Below are 13,483 nucleotides of genomic sequence, written 5' to 3' on the forward strand. Positions count from 1 at the left end.
CCGGGCCCGGCAGGCTCACCCCCGCCCGAGTCCGCCGGGGTCCAGGGCAGACCATCAAGAACGAACTCAGCGGGCAACGACCAACAGCGTGCCCGGCCGCTCTCCGTCCGGTGCCGGCAGGATGCGTGCGTCCACCTGGGCGAAGCCGGCCCGCTTGAGGTGATCGGCCCAGGTCCCGGGCGGGTACTGCCAGCGCGGTACGGTCAGCTCTCGCGCCCGGCCCTCCAGCCACTTGCCCCGCAAGGCCTGCGGACCGTACGCGTGCGGTGACGGCTCGGCCTGGGAGAACGCGAACACGCCGCCGGGAGCCAGACGGGCGGCGATCAGCGGGAGGAGCTGATCGGGGTCGGTGAACCAGACAGCTCCCCACACCGAGTAGATCGCGTCGTACGTCTCCGGGGCCTCGGTGAGATGCGAGCACGCCTCACCGTGGACGAAGACCAGGTTCGGCAGGCCCTGCCACCAGGTGCGGGCACGGGCGATCTGGACGGCGGAGAGGTCGACGCCGGTCACCTGTACGCCGCGTTCGGCCAGGTGCGCGGCTTCCTTGCCTTCAGCCGGCCCGAGGTCCAGAGCACGGCGGGGGGAGCCGAGGAGTTCGGCTCCGGGGCCGTGGCCGGGGTACTGCGTCCATTCGAACCGGCCGGTGTCGGGTCGCGACTGAGGTCCGTCGCCCCGGTGCGGCTTGTACGTGTCCCAGTATTCGGCCGGGGTGCGTGGCGCGCGGGGCATACGGCTCCTCGGGAGTTCGACGGGACCTGGCACCGTACCGGCCCGCCCTGCACCTCGCGGGGGTTCGCCGCGAAGTCACCCGAGTAGCCATCGGCCCGCTGCCGGGCGCATCGTCACCGACCTGGCCCAGCGCCAGCCACGCGCGGCCGGAGTCCGCGAGTTGTCGGCTGCCGTCGCCACTGCGCGTTGATGTTGTGAGCGGCGCTTGGCGCATGCATGACGCGTGAAGAGGCCTAGCCCCTCCGGAGTGAGTGCGGCGGGGCCGAGGGACGGCACCGCAGCCCCCGCCAGCCAGTGCGCGCAGCGACGTGCGCCGGCAGGCCCGGTCTCGGTGCGGCCGAGGCGCCCCTGGCCCAGCGTGATGCCGTTGAGCAACCCGGAATCAACACAGTGAGGATAAAAATCGACGCTGTGTAGACTTTCTGGACGGGGGTAGTCCTGCTCCCCGCGATGCCTTCCTGGAGGAGCAATGCAGCAGCAGAACTGGCTCATCACCGGCGTCAGTACGGGCCTGGGACGTGCCTTCGCCCAGGCCGCCCTGGCTGCCGGTCACACCGTTGTCGGCACGGTCCGCTCCGAGGAGGACCTGCGGGCCTTCGAGGGGCTCAAGCCCGGTGACGCCCACGGCCGCATCCTGGACGTGACGGACGACCACGCCGTCTCGGTTGTGATCACGGAGGTGGAGCGAGGCGTCGGTCCCTTGGATGTCGTCATCGCCAACGCCGGCTACGGCCTGGAGGGCACCTTCGAGGAAACCCCGCTGGCCGAGGTGCGGCGGCAGTTCGAGGTGAACGTGTTCGGGGCGGTGGCCACTCTGCAGGCGGCGCTGCCGCACATGCGCCGGCGCCGGCGCGGACACCTGATGGCCGTCACCTCCATGGGCGGGCTCATGGCCGTGCCCGGCATGTCTGCTTATTGCGGCAGTAAATTCGCCCTGGAAGGCATCCTCGAAGCACTGGGCAAGGAGGTCGCACAGTTCGGGATTCACGTGACGGCGATCGAGCCCGGCTCCTTCCGCACCGACTGGGCCGGACGGTCCATGACACGCGCCGCGCGGACCGTCGACGACTACGACGAGCTGTTCATCCCCATCCGCGAAGCGCGGCAGAAGGCCAGCGGCAATCAGCTGGGCAATCCGGCCAAGGCCGGGGAGGCGGTCGTGCACATCACCTCGGTCGAGCAGCCGCCGGCCCACCTGGTCCTGGGCTCGGACGCGCTGCGCATGGTCACCACTGCACGCGCGGTCGTGGACGAGGACCTCCGCACATGGGAGACGCTCTCCCGCACGACCGACTTCGACGAGGGCGCTCAGCTCTGATGCCCGGCCACCACCCCGCGCGGAGCCGACGCAGCACCGAACGCAAGGGCGATCTGCGGGAGCGGACCATCCTGGACACCTGCGAGACCCTGCTCGCACACAAGGGCTACAACGCCATGACCGTCGGCGACATCGCCCAGGGCGCCGGCATCACACGCGGCGCCCTGTACTTCTACTTCGGCTCCAAGCAAGAAGTAGTCGTGGCACTTGTGGCCCGGACCGTCGAGCATCTGTGGGAACGGTCCCGGACCACCGCGCAGACCGACGAGCCCCGCCAGGCCATCACAGAAGCCATGCGGCGGACGGTCGATCTGTGGAACGAACACGGCCTGGTCATGCGCACCGCGATCGACCTGTCGTTGACCGTGCCGGAGATCGGCGAACTGTGGAGCCATACAGCGGACTTGTTCATCGCGGCCATCACCGCCGTCCTGGAACGGGCCGGCATCCAGGCCGGCACCGAACCAGAACAAGCCCCAGCGATGGCACGCGCCCTGTGCTGGATGATCGAACGGACCTTCTACCACGCCTCACAAGAGTCCCGCGAGGCGCTGCAAGCCGCATCCGCGACCTGCGAACACATCTGGCTGACCAGCGCCGGCCTGACCGCCTGACGGATCTGACGTGACGGTCAGGCGTGTAACCGCACTCCGATCCGTGGCTTCCAGCCCTACCGCGTCCACCGCGCTTGCCCAGGTCACCAGCAGCTGACGTTCGAAGACTTGTGCCAGTGGGGGGCGACGGTCATGGGGCGCTCACTTGTGTCCGCTCGGGCGGTTAGCACGTCAACGGACTCATCCAGCAGCTCGCTTGGGCGAAACATGTGATCACGCGAAAGCCCCGCCGCTCCGTTGGAGAGTGCCGGGGCCGTGGCCGCTCTGCTGAGGTCAGATGGCGGCGTGCCGGGCGAACTCGACCAGGCCGGACCAGGCGTCCGCGCTGAGCGTCAGGTGTGGGCCGTTGGGGTTCTTGGAGTCGCGGACGGGGATCGTGCCGTGTGAGGCGATGAGGTTGGTGGCGACCTCTACGCAAGCGCCGCCGTTGCTGCTGTGCGACTTGAACCAGTGGGGGGTCTCGGCGGTCATGGGGTGCCCTCTCGTAGCCGCTCGGGGGCTAGCACGTCAACGGGTCTATCCCGCAGCCTGCTTGGGCGAAACATGTGACCATGCGAGAGCCCCGCCGCTCCGTTGGGGAGTGGCGGGGCCGTGGCCGCTCTGCTGAGATCAGATGGCGGTGTGCCGGGCGAACTCGACCAGTCCGGACCATGCGTCCGCGCTGAGCGTCAGGTGCGAGCCGTTGGGGTTCTTGGAGTCGCGGACGGGGACCACGCCGTGCGAGACGGCGAGGTTGGTGGCGACCTCTATGCACTGGCCGCCGTTGTTGCTGTAGGAGGACTTGAACCAGTGGAGGGGTTCGGTGGTCACGGTGTGCCCTTTCTTAGCTGTTCGATCATGGCCACGGAAGCCGACTGAGAGAGGGCTGCGGCCTGTAACTGATGGTAGGCCGTCAGTAGGGGCACTACCGAGGTGCATTCTCGTTCGAGGTGGCCTCGCTGGGCTGACTCCGCGTACGACATCAGAGAACGGTCCATCAGTGTGATCACCGTGATCGGCAAGTCGAACGGCCTATCCGCACCCATGGTGAACGGGGCCACGTGAAGGATGGTGTTGGGGAGCTTGGCGAAGTCGATCAGGTGCGCAAACTGGGCTTCCATCACCGCAGGCTCGCCAACGGTGCGGCGCAGGCAGCTCTCATCCAGCACCGCCAGTACCAACGGCGGAGGCGTCCGACGCAACACGGCTTGACGCTCGGAGACGAGTGAGACTCGCTCGCTTGCCTGCTCTGCCGTGATCGCGCCTCGTCTAACAGCGCTGTCGGCGAGGGCGGATGCGTAATCCGACGTTTGAAGAAGTCCCGGCATGACACCGACTTCGTACAGCCGGATCTCCGCTGCGCGGCCTTCGTGCCCCACGAACTCCGGGAATCCCTCCAGCAGTGCGCCGTGCTTGATCTCGCGCCATTGCCGCTCGAACGTGTCGGCTATCCCTTCGGTGCCGAAGGCGCGGTCGGCGCTGCGCGAAAAGCGCAAGGTTGGAATCTTCCGACCGGTTTCAACGGCTGAGATGTGCGTACTGGAGTACCCCATGTGCTCGGCCAGGTCTTCCTGCTTCCACCCATGGCTCTCGCGCGAGCTGCGCAGACGTGCCCCGAAGGCCGCCTGCGGACTGCTGTCCGGGTTCAACTCCTTGCGGTTCAAGGGCAACCGCCAACTTTCCTGCCGCAATTGACACGTTGATGGAGTCTCGACTGTAGGACACGCTGAACCTCTTCGGAAAGGAGCGAACCTTGTCCCGAAAGAGTGAACCTGACCAGCTCTCCAGCCGGGAGCACCTCACCCGACTCATGCGCTCGCGCGGAAGTGACGGCGTGTTGTTTCTGCGCACCAGTGGCGACAGTGACCCCGCCCTCAGCCTCCCCCAGCCGAAAGGCATGGCCATGACGACGCCGACGACGCCCCCCGTAACCACCCGCCTCGAAATCCAGATCACCGGCATTCGCTCCCACTTCGCCGAGTGCGTCACCGAAGTCGACGAGGAAGCGTGTGGTGCGCGCTCTGCCTGTTGGGACAATCCCATGCAGTCGAACACGTGGATTCGCGCGCACGGGTCGGAGACCGGGCACAAACGCTTCACCCGGCACATGGAGGAATCCGTCAGCATCTTCACCGCGCCCACCGGGGGTCAGCGGCAGCGGAGTTGAGAGTGCGCTGACGCATGCGCATGGGCCGGGCCGACTGGTGGTCGGCCCGGCCCATGGGTGTCAGCTCACGTCAGTACTCATCAGTACCAGATGGTGTGCTTCCAGATGATGTTGCGTGCGGTCTGCCCCGTGTCCAGGCCGTACGCCGGCCGGTCGGTGGTGAAGTACTCGCGGAAGCTGGACTGCGGGTCCCGGGCCATCATCGTGTTGCTCCTCGTCCAGTCGCCGTCGACCTGGGACCACAGGTCGACCAGCGCGGTGGCGACGCGGGCCTCACACGCGTCGCCCGGGTCGATTCCGCTGGTGGAGCGGTCGTTGGCGAGGTTCTGGGAGGCGCCGTTGCCCCAGTAGAACGTGGTGTCGTCGAACGTGTGGAACGCCACCGCGTCGGCGAAGCCCTCGGTCCAGCCGCAGCTGGCGGAGGAGGTGCGGCTCACGTAGTGGGGCGAGCAGTTGGTGACCTGCGGCCACCAGCCCCGGTAAAGCTTGCCCATCAGCGCGTGGCCCGCCTCGTGGACGGTGGTGTGCTCGGAGTCCGGGTCGTCGTCCGCGAGGTGGATCTTGTCCTCGCCGGACATCCAGTACGTACCGTCGGTGGAGCCGGGGTACCACTGCACGGTGATCGGGGTGCAACGGCCGTTCTGCTGGCTGGACGCCCAGCAGTTGGTGGTGGAACCACGGTTCCACCAGAGCTTGTTGAGCGTGTCCAGCGCGTGCCAGGCCCGGCTCTGTCCCTGGTTGGCGTACACGTTGCCGAGGCTGGTGCTGCGCGAGACGTTGTTCAGCGCGTACGAGGTGGTCGCGTAGCGGCTGCCGTTGCGGTCGACCACCGACCACATGCCGCCGGCCTGCGTCTGGAACTCCACCCAGGCGGCGGAGGTGACGGCGGTGCTGGGTGTGTAGCAGAGGTTGAACTGGCCGTTGCCGTTGCCGGTCATGCCCGTGGCGAGCTTCTGCGTGGCGCCGTTGGCGGTCGCCTTGCCCCACAGGGTGACATTCGCGTTGCTGACCGGTTCGTCCCGGTTGGCCTTGGCGTTCCAGTTGCCGCCCTCGGCGGACTGGAAGCGGTTGCGGAAGGTGCCGCCGACGCAGACCTGGGCGCGTGCGGCCGGAGCGGCGGCAGCAGAGGCGCGGGCCGGGGCGGGCGTCTTGGGCGTGACCTTGCGCGGCTTGCGCTGACCGGGGCCGGGGCCGTCGACCTTGGTCGCGTGGCCCTTGACGACCGACAGGCCCTCGTCGGTGGAGCCCTTGGCGGTGCCGACGGTGAGTTCCACCGAGTCGTGCCCGGCGCGGCGCGGGTCGGGGCGGTCGATGTCGCTGATGTCCGCCTGGATCTGCGCGGGTCCGGCGGCGACGGCCTTGACCTTGATTTCGACGGAGCGGGTGCCCGGCGTGAGGGCGAGCTGCCGGCTGGTGCGCTGGCCGAAAGCGTCCGTCGTGGGGGCGGTGAGACCGGAGTCCTTGTCGGCTATTCGCAGCGAGGGCGGCAGCTGGACGGCCAGGCCGGCGTTCTTGACGTCGGCCTGTGCCTTGACGTCCACGGTGAGTGTGGCCTGTTCGCCGACGGCGGGCAGGTGGTCGAGGGAGGCGGTGACACCGAGGCAGCTGGGGGAGCTTCGGAGTGCTGGCCGGTGGTGCGGATCGTGCAGGTGCCGCTCTTCGCGGCCGGGCCGGCGGGGGCGGCCGGGCTGGTCGTGCCGAACGCGGACGGTACGACGACGACGGCCAGACAGGCGCCGGCGCCCGCCAGTGCGACGAGCGGGACAGGCCGCAGGACGCGTCTCTTCAAGGCCCGTTTCCGGGACATGGGCAAACCTTTCCGCGGCGCCCAGGGCCAGGATCCGGCCGACCGGATCAGGTTCACGAGGGCACCGCTGTGCGGGAGTTGCGCGCTGCCCACCGGGGTGCCGGGACGTGCGACGGAGGGGCCCGATCGCTGGCCAAAGCAACACCCTGGGTGACAGAGATCGAAACCCTACACGATGCTCTGCACATGTCATGACGAGCCGAAAAAGTCGGTCAGGCGCGAACTATGCGCCTGACCAGTGACGTTGTGGGATAACGGAAAAGGCCGGTGTCAGGAATCACTCGCTTCAGGGGGCGGTGTCAGGGGTGCGGGTCGGCTACGCGCTGTGACGGGTGTGGTGGAGCTCGTCGCTCTCATCCGGCGGGTGTGTCCGTGTCCCGAGCGGGCCGGACGCGCCTCCAGTGCTGCGCCTTCTTCTTGTCGTCCCGTACGACGATGCCCAGCCGGGCCAGTTCCTCCCTGAGCTGTTCGGCGTCCTTCTTCTGGTCCTTCTTCAGGGCGTGCGCGCGGGCCTTGAGCAAGGCGTGGGCCTCGCTGGACAGGTCGGGCTGCGCCGCGACCCAGCGGCGGAAGTCGGCGGCGTACGGATCGCCGTCCGGGCGCCACGGGTAGCCGTGCAGCTCGAAGGCGGCCGCGAACCTTTCCGTGTCGAAGTCGCCGTGCAGGCGGGCGAGTTCGGCGGAGTCGTGGCCGAGGAGCACCAGGTTCTTGCCGTCCTGGAAGACCGCGGCGGTCGCCGCCCGCGGCACCGTCCGGGTGACCCTGTCGACGGTCAGGGCGGCCTCGTCCGGCCCGATGTCGGCCGTCACGTACTCAAGGTCGGCGAAGAAGGCCATGGCCAGGCCGACGAGGGCGCCGGCCACCGCGGCACCGATCGACAGCAGCGGTTCGGGCGCGGACGCAACCAGCTTGAACAGCCCCTGGAACGGGGCCCACGGGAGCGAAGCCACCCAGCCCGCCGCCCTGCCGGCCAGCCACAATGCCACCGCTCCCAGGATGGGGAAGCCTGCCCACAGCACGGCGCGTTCGCTGGTGGTGGGGCCGACGGTGGTCCGGTCGGGGGGAGACGCCGGGGTCTTGGACAGCGGAACCTTGGGTGGCGGGTGGTCGGAGGTCATCGGGCCGGTTCTCCTCTGGGAGCGGTGCGGTGCGGGGCGGTTTCAGGTGCCGGGCGGCGGGGAGCGGCGGTGGGCGGGAGGGCCACCCCGGGCGCTTGGCCGCCGGTCAGCCAGCTGACGATGTGCCGCAGTTCAGTCGTGTGGGCCGCCGGGTCGAAGTCCGGTTCCCCGGCGGAGAGATACGCGGCGTCCAGCAGGCCCTGGATCCAGGCGGCGACCCGTCCGGGCGGGAAGGGGAGCGGGCGCCCTTCCTTGGCGAGCCGGGTCGTCAGCGTCTCCAGGGCGGACCGTACCTGCGCGGTGTCGGTCATGATCAGCCGGGCGAACTCCTCGTCCCGGTTGACCTGGAAGACGACCGCGGCGGCGAGTCCCGGTACGAGCGGATCGGCGAGGTCGGTGAGCAGGTGGTCCACGAGGAGGCGGATGCCGTCCTCCGGCCGCCGCTGGGCGATCGCGCGGGCGCACGCCTCGGCGTTGCGCGGCAGGTCGTCGCTGAACAGGGCGTGGAAGATGTCGCGCTTGGTGGCGAAGTAGTGGAAGAGCGTGCCGGAGCCGATCCCGGCGGCGCGGCAGATGCGCGCGGTGGAGGTGCCGTCGACGCCGTACGCGGCGAATTCACCGGCCGCGGCGGCGAGGATGTGGGCCCGCTTGCGGGCGTGCTCTTCGGGATTGACGGTACGCATCAGCGCAATAGTAGAGCAGGCGCTCTAGAAAAGGGAGGCGAGCGGAGATCGTCAACCAGGGGTTGACGGTCGACGTGCGTCAACTTACGGTTGACGCATGACGGAACCCAGTCGCAGCACCCATCCGATCCGTCTCGACGACCTGATCGAGACCATCAAGAAGGTCCACCCCGACGCGCTGGACCAGCTGACCGACGCGGTACTCGCCGCCGAGCACCTCGGCGAGGTCGCCGACCACCTGATCGGCCACTTCGTGGACCAGGCCCGCCGCTCGGGCGCCTCCTGGACGGACATCGGCAAGAGCATGGGCGTCACCAAGCAGGCCGCCCAGAAGCGGTTCGTGCCCAAGACGCCCGGTGAGGCGTCCGACCTCGATCCCAGCCAGGGCTTCAGCCGGTACACGGAGCGCGCCCGGAACGTGGTGGTGACCTCGCAGAACGAGGCGCACGCCGCGGGCAACCCCGAGATCGGCCCGCTGCACCTGGTGCTCGGCCTGCTGGCCGAGCCGGAGGGCCTGGCGGCGCGCGCGATCGTGGCGCAGGGCGTGACGCTGGACGCCGTACGGCAGCGCGTGACCGAGCTGCTGCCGGACGCGGCCGGGGAGATGCCCGCGCTGATTCCCTTCGACGCGCAGGCGAAGAAGGCGCTGGAGCTCACCTTCCGCGAGGCCCTGCGCCTGGGCCACAACTACGTCGGCACCGAGCACATCCTGCTCGCCCTGCTGGAACTGGAGGACGGCGAGGGGGTGCTGAGCGGCCTCGGCATCACCAAGGAGGCGTCCGAGGCCGATGTCGTGGCGGCCCTGGCCGAGATCATCGCCGCCACGCAGAACGTCACACAGAACGCCACGCAGGACGTCACACAGAAGAAGCAGAAGTGATCGGGCGGGGGTGATGGCGGAGGCCGCCGTCACCCCCGCGGATCAGGTCGCTCATCAGCCGGTACGGAGCGCCTCCGCCACCGCCCGTACCCCATCCATCGCCCGCCGGTGCAACCCGCCGCCGAAGGTGACCCGGGACGCGCCCAGCGTGCCGAGTTCGCGCGGGGGCGGACCGCCCGGTACGGCGAGGGCGTTGACCGGCAGCCCGATCCGGTCCGCCAGCTCCCGCAGCACCTGCGGCGGCGCGAGGATCGGATACACGCAGTCGGCGCCCGCGGCGGCGTACCGAAGCCCGCGCCGCACCGCCTCCTCGACCTGGGCGGTCAGGTCCGCCTCGGCGCCGCCCGGCCCGCCCGCGGCCCGCAGGAACACGTCCGTACGGGCGTTGATCACCAGCTCGTCGCCGGCCGCCGCCCGGATCTCCGCCAGCCGGTCCGCCTGCCGCTCCACGTCGGTGAGCTGCCCGGTCCCCTGGTCGCTGTCCTCGATGTTGCAGCCCACCGCGCCGGTCGCGGCGATACGTTCCACCAGGTCCCGCGCGGGCAGCCCGTACCCGGCCTCCAGGTCCGCCGTCACCGGTACGTCCACGGCCCGGACGATCCGGCCCACCGCCGCGAACATCTCGTCCGGCGGTGTGCTCCCGTCCTCGTACCCCAGCGACGCCGCGATGCCCGCGCTCGGCGTCGCCAGGGCCGGGAAACCGGCCGCCGCGAAGATCCGCGCGCTCTCCGCGTCCCACGGGCCGGGCAGGACGAGCGGGTCGTCCGCCGCCCGGCCGTGGTGCAGGGCGCGCAGGGCGGCTGCGGTCACGCGCCGCCGCCGATGGGCTGGCGGACCGCGACGTTGATGCGGTTCCACATGTTGATGGTGGTGATCAGGGAGATCAGGTGGGCGAGTTCGGGCTCGTCGAAATGGGCGGCGGCGCGCTCGTAGACCGCGTCCGGCACGAAACCGTCGGTCAGGACGGTGACCGCCTCGGTCAGCGCGAGGGCGGCCTGCTCCTTCGGGGTGTAGTGGGCGCCGGCCTCCTCCCAGGCGTTGAGAAGGTAGATGCGTTCCTCGGAGACCCCGGCCTTCTGCGCGTCCTTGATGTGCATGTCGATGCAGAAGGCGCAGTGGTTGATCTGCGAGGCGCGGATCAGGACCAGCTCGGCCAGGACGTCGTCGCCCAGGCCTTTCTTGGCGGCGGTGTGCGCGTTCAGCAGGGGCTGGTAGACGCCCGGAGCGAGCTTGTAGAAGTTGAGCCGGGCGGCGTCGGTGGTCGTGTCGGTGGTGGTTTCGGTGGTGTTCGTCATCACGCCTGTCCGGGGGTCATACGGGTGGTCACACCGAAGCGGTTCCACGCGTTGATGGTGGTGATCAGGGCAATCAGCTGGGCCAGTTCGGCCTCTTCGAAGTGGGCGGCGGCCCGTTCGTAGACCGCGTCCGGCACGAAACCGTCGGTCAGGACGGTGACCGCCTCGGTCAGCGCGAGGGCGGCCTGCTCCTTCGGGGTGTAGTGGGCGCCGGCCTCCTCCCAGGCGTTGAGGAGGTACACGCGCTCCTCGGTCTCGCCCTCCTTGCGGGCCTCCTTGATGTGCATGTCGATGCAGAAGGCGCAGTGGTTGACCTGCGAGGCGCGGATCTTCACCAGGTGGACCAGCGCCGGGTCCAGACCCTTCTTGGCGGCCGCGTCGAGGGCGACCATCGCCTTGTACACCTCGGGTGCGTTGCGCGCGATGGCGATGCGGGGCTGATGGTGCCCGTGCTGGGGGTTCGTCGTCATGCCAGCGACACTATGCCGCCATTGGCACACGGGTATGGTCCATTCGTATGGACGATTCCTGGGCCACTTTCGGGCGCGACCTGCACCTGGACCTCTCCGGTCCCGGCGGGCTGCGCGCCTGCCTGATGCGGTCCCTGCGCGAGGCCGTCCGTACGGGCCGCCTGACGCCCGGCACCCGGCTGCCGTCCTCCCGTACGCTCGCCGCCGACCTCGGCATCGCCCGCAACACCGTCGCCGACGCGTACGCCGAGCTGGTCGCCGAGGGCTGGCTGAGCGCCCGGCAGGGCTCCGGCACCCGGGTCGCCCGGCGCGCCGAACCGTCCCGCTCCGCACCGCCCGCCCGGCGCGCCGCCCGGCCCCCGATGCCCGACCGCCCGCGCTACGACCTGCGCCCCGGCACCCCGGACGTCTCCGGCTTCCCCCGCGCCGCCTGGCTCGCCGCCGCCCGCCGCGCGCTCACCGCCGCCCCCAACGACGCGTTCGGCTACAGCCCGTCCCTCGGCCGCCCGGAACTGCGCACCGTGCTCGCCGACTACCTGGCGCGCGCCCGCGGCGTGCGGACCGACCCCGAGCACGTCGTCGTCTGCACCGGCTTCATGCAGGGCCTCGGCCTGCTCGCCCGCGTCCTGCGGGACTCGGGGGCGCGCGGAGTCGGCACCGAGGCGTACGGCCTCCACTTCCACCGCGACGTGCTGACGCGCGCCGGCTTGCGCCCCACCCCGCTGCCCGTCGACGCGCACGGCGCGGACACCGGACGGCTGGCGGACCTGCCCGGCGTACGGGCGGCGCTGCTCACCCCGGCGCACCAGTTCCCCACCGGCGTACCGCTGCATCCCGACCGCCGCGCCGCCGTCATCGACTGGGCGCGGGCCGGCGGCGGGCTGGTGCTGGAGGACGATTACGACGGCGAGTTCCGGTACGACCGGCAGCCGGTCGGGGCTCTGCAAGGACTCGACCCGGACCGCGTCGCCTACCTCGGTACCGCGAGCAAGAGCCTCGCCCCGCGCTGCGGCTGGCCTGGATGGTGCTCCCCGACCACCTCGTCGACCCGGTGCTGGCCCTCAAGAGCACGGGGGAGTGGCAGACCAGCGCGCTGGAACAGCTGACGCTCGCCGAGTTCATGGCCTCCGGCGCGTACGACCGGCACGTACGCGGCATGCGGCTGCGCTACCGGCGCCGCCGCGACCAGCTCGTCACCGCACTGGCCGAACAGGCCCCGCACATCCGGGTCAGCGGCATCGCGGCGGGGCTGCACGTCGTCCTCGAACTGCCGCCCGGCACCGAGCAGTCCGTCGTCCAGGCGGCCCGGTGGCAGGGGCTGGCGCTGGAGGGGCTGAGTACGTTCGCGCACTCCGCGGGCCAGGAAGGAGCGGGTGGGACCGCGCCGCGGGACGGGCTGGTCGTGACGTACGGCAGGCCGCCCGATCACGCTTTCGCGGGGGTACTGGAGGCGCTGCTACGGGTTCTGCCGCCCGCGCCGTAGGCCGGGCGTGGCGGGCTCCTCCGCCACCTCCGCCACCCCTGCCTCCTCCGGCGCCTCCCCGAAACGGGCCAGCGCGAGCGCGCCCAGCACCGCCAGCGCGAACCCCGCGATGCCCAGCGGCGCCAGCCCGGCACGGGTCCGGTCGCCGAGCCAGACCACGCCGACCAGCGCGGGCCCGAGCGTCTCGCCGATGACCATGCCCGCCGTGGCCGCCGTCACCGAGCCGCGCTGGAGGGCCGAGGTCAGCAACAGGAAGGCCGCGCCGCCGCCGACGAGCAGGGCGTACGTGGCGGGGTTGGACAGGAGGGACCCGGGTGACAGGTCGGGGACCAGGCGTACGGCGACCTCCACGACGCCGAAGCCGAACCCGGCGCCGAGCCCCAGCGCCGCCGCCCGCGCCCGGCCGGGCAGCCGCCCGGCCGGCACGCCCCAGGCCAGGATCGCCAGCGCGACGGCCAGCGTCCCGAAGCGCAGCGCGGTGGACCCCGTACCCTTCCCCTCCGCGCCCGAGGCCAGTCCGAGCAGGGCCAGCCCGCCGCAGACCACCAGTACGGCGGCCCACTCCGCCCGGCTGAGCCGTACCCGCAGCAGCGGTACGGCCACGACCGCGGTCACCGCGAGACTGGCGGCGAGGGCCGCGCCCACCGCGTAGATCGGCAGCGAGCGCAGCGCCACCAGTTCGAGGAGGAAGCCGCAGCCGTCCAGGGCGAGGCCGAGCAGATAGCGCCACTGGCCCAGGACCCGCAACAGCAGTCTGGGATCCACCCCGGAGCCCGAGCCGGTCCCCGGCGCGGTGGCGCGGGCCGCCACCGCCTGAAGGACCGACGCCGTACCGAAGCAGACCGCCGAACCGAGCGCACAGATCATCCCAAGCAGCACACATCGACTGTAGGCCCGGCCGTCCCCTTGGACCCGTTGCGGTGACACGGGCCACGGC

Annotated in this window: 15 protein-coding genes and 1 pseudogene; 5 read left to right on the plus strand and 11 right to left on the minus strand. The window is 70.6% G+C overall.

Translation table 11 applies throughout. The annotated features are described in order from the left end of the window. Positions 1-66 precede the first annotated feature (66 nt). Positions 67-732, minus strand: coding sequence for a class I SAM-dependent methyltransferase (locus tag ACEXOX_RS29590; protein WP_406524165.1), 666 nt, complete (start codon positions 730-732; stop codon positions 67-69). A gap of 469 nt (positions 733-1,201) precedes the next feature. Here ACEXOX_RS29590 and ACEXOX_RS29595 point away from each other — a divergent pair, with 469 nt between their 5' ends. After that, positions 1,202-2,050 carry an oxidoreductase gene (locus tag ACEXOX_RS29595; RefSeq protein ID WP_406524166.1) on the plus strand — a complete coding sequence of 283 codons (849 nt, stop codon included), beginning with the start codon at positions 1,202-1,204 and terminating at the stop codon, positions 2,048-2,050. Beyond that, on the plus strand, positions 2,050-2,664 hold the full coding sequence (locus ACEXOX_RS29600) for a TetR/AcrR family transcriptional regulator (RefSeq protein WP_406524167.1): 615 nt from the start codon (positions 2,050-2,052) through the stop codon (positions 2,662-2,664). The genes ACEXOX_RS29595 and ACEXOX_RS29600 overlap by 1 nt, the downstream gene beginning before the upstream one ends. Before the next feature lie 273 nt (positions 2,665-2,937). Here ACEXOX_RS29600 and ACEXOX_RS29605 read toward each other — a convergent pair whose 3' ends face one another. The 3 genes from ACEXOX_RS29605 to ACEXOX_RS29615 all read right to left on the minus strand — a co-directional run bounded on the left by ACEXOX_RS29605 (position 2,938) and on the right by ACEXOX_RS29615 (position 4,307). Further along, positions 2,938-3,135, minus strand: coding sequence for a DUF397 domain-containing protein (locus ACEXOX_RS29605; RefSeq protein ID WP_406524168.1), 198 nt, complete (start codon positions 3,133-3,135; stop codon positions 2,938-2,940). 138 nt (positions 3,136-3,273) lie between these two features. Next, positions 3,274-3,474 carry a DUF397 domain-containing protein gene (locus ACEXOX_RS29610; protein WP_406524169.1) on the minus strand — a complete coding sequence of 67 codons (201 nt, stop codon included), beginning with the start codon at positions 3,472-3,474 and terminating at the stop codon, positions 3,274-3,276. Next, positions 3,471-4,307, minus strand: coding sequence for a Scr1 family TA system antitoxin-like transcriptional regulator (locus ACEXOX_RS29615; RefSeq protein ID WP_406524170.1), 837 nt, complete (start codon positions 4,305-4,307; stop codon positions 3,471-3,473). The genes ACEXOX_RS29610 and ACEXOX_RS29615 overlap by 4 nt, the downstream gene beginning before the upstream one ends. 89 nt (positions 4,308-4,396) lie before the next feature. Here ACEXOX_RS29615 and ACEXOX_RS29620 point away from each other — a divergent pair, with 89 nt between their 5' ends. Continuing rightward, the gene (locus ACEXOX_RS29620; RefSeq protein WP_406524171.1) at positions 4,397-4,810 is read left to right on the plus strand and encodes a hypothetical protein; all 414 of its coding nucleotides are present in this window, start codon (positions 4,397-4,399) and stop codon (positions 4,808-4,810) included. A gap of 80 nt (positions 4,811-4,890) precedes the next feature. Here the strand turns inward: ACEXOX_RS29620 and ACEXOX_RS29625 are convergent, their stop codons facing one another. The 3 genes from ACEXOX_RS29625 to ACEXOX_RS29635 form a co-directional block, all read right to left on the minus strand. Further along, complete coding sequence (locus ACEXOX_RS29625) at positions 4,891-6,351, minus strand: mycolysin (RefSeq protein ID WP_406524172.1); 1,461 nt, start codon at positions 6,349-6,351, stop codon at positions 4,891-4,893. Positions 6,352-6,970: 619 nt separating this feature from the next. Beyond that, positions 6,971-7,735: a hypothetical protein gene (locus ACEXOX_RS29630; RefSeq protein ID WP_406524173.1), complete on the minus strand. Its 765-nt coding sequence runs from the start codon at positions 7,733-7,735 to the stop codon at positions 6,971-6,973. Beyond that, positions 7,732-8,418, minus strand: coding sequence for a TetR/AcrR family transcriptional regulator (locus tag ACEXOX_RS29635; protein WP_406524174.1), 687 nt, complete (start codon positions 8,416-8,418; stop codon positions 7,732-7,734). Before ACEXOX_RS29635 ends, ACEXOX_RS29630 begins: the two co-directional genes overlap by 4 nt. A gap of 97 nt (positions 8,419-8,515) precedes the next feature. Between ACEXOX_RS29635 and ACEXOX_RS29640 the strand changes: the two genes are divergently transcribed. Then, positions 8,516-9,298 carry a Clp protease N-terminal domain-containing protein gene (locus ACEXOX_RS29640; RefSeq protein ID WP_406524175.1) on the plus strand — a complete coding sequence of 261 codons (783 nt, stop codon included), beginning with the start codon at positions 8,516-8,518 and terminating at the stop codon, positions 9,296-9,298. Positions 9,299-9,352: 54 nt separating this feature from the next. Here the strand turns inward: ACEXOX_RS29640 and ACEXOX_RS29645 are convergent, their stop codons facing one another. Genes ACEXOX_RS29645 through ACEXOX_RS29655 form a run of 3 tightly spaced genes read right to left on the minus strand, consistent with a single transcriptional unit; the run spans position 9,353 to position 11,063 of the window. Beyond that, positions 9,353-10,108, minus strand: coding sequence for an isocitrate lyase/phosphoenolpyruvate mutase family protein (locus ACEXOX_RS29645; RefSeq protein ID WP_406524176.1), 756 nt, complete (start codon positions 10,106-10,108; stop codon positions 9,353-9,355). Beyond that, positions 10,105-10,593, minus strand: a complete 489-nt coding sequence (locus tag ACEXOX_RS29650) for a carboxymuconolactone decarboxylase family protein (protein WP_406524177.1) — start codon at positions 10,591-10,593, stop codon at positions 10,105-10,107. The genes ACEXOX_RS29645 and ACEXOX_RS29650 overlap by 4 nt, the downstream gene beginning before the upstream one ends. Then, positions 10,593-11,063 carry a carboxymuconolactone decarboxylase family protein gene (locus ACEXOX_RS29655; protein WP_406524178.1) on the minus strand — a complete coding sequence of 157 codons (471 nt, stop codon included), beginning with the start codon at positions 11,061-11,063 and terminating at the stop codon, positions 10,593-10,595. The genes ACEXOX_RS29650 and ACEXOX_RS29655 overlap by 1 nt, the downstream gene beginning before the upstream one ends. Positions 11,064-11,110: 47 nt before the next feature. On the opposite strand from ACEXOX_RS29655, the pseudogene ACEXOX_RS29660 reads away from it, so the two are divergent. Then, positions 11,111-12,546 (plus strand): annotated as a pseudogene (locus ACEXOX_RS29660) (PLP-dependent aminotransferase family protein). Here ACEXOX_RS29660 and ACEXOX_RS29665 read toward each other — a convergent pair. Next, positions 12,520-13,413, minus strand: coding sequence for a hypothetical protein (locus tag ACEXOX_RS29665; RefSeq protein WP_406526507.1), 894 nt, complete (start codon positions 13,411-13,413; stop codon positions 12,520-12,522). The pseudogene ACEXOX_RS29660 and the gene ACEXOX_RS29665 sit on opposite strands and share 27 nt — an antisense overlap. Between the last annotated feature and the right edge of the window lie 70 nt (positions 13,414-13,483).

Source organism: Streptomyces sp. Ac-502 (genome assembly GCF_045222935.1).
In the GTDB taxonomy this organism is placed as follows: domain Bacteria; phylum Actinomycetota; class Actinomycetes; order Streptomycetales; family Streptomycetaceae; genus Streptomyces; species Streptomyces monomycini.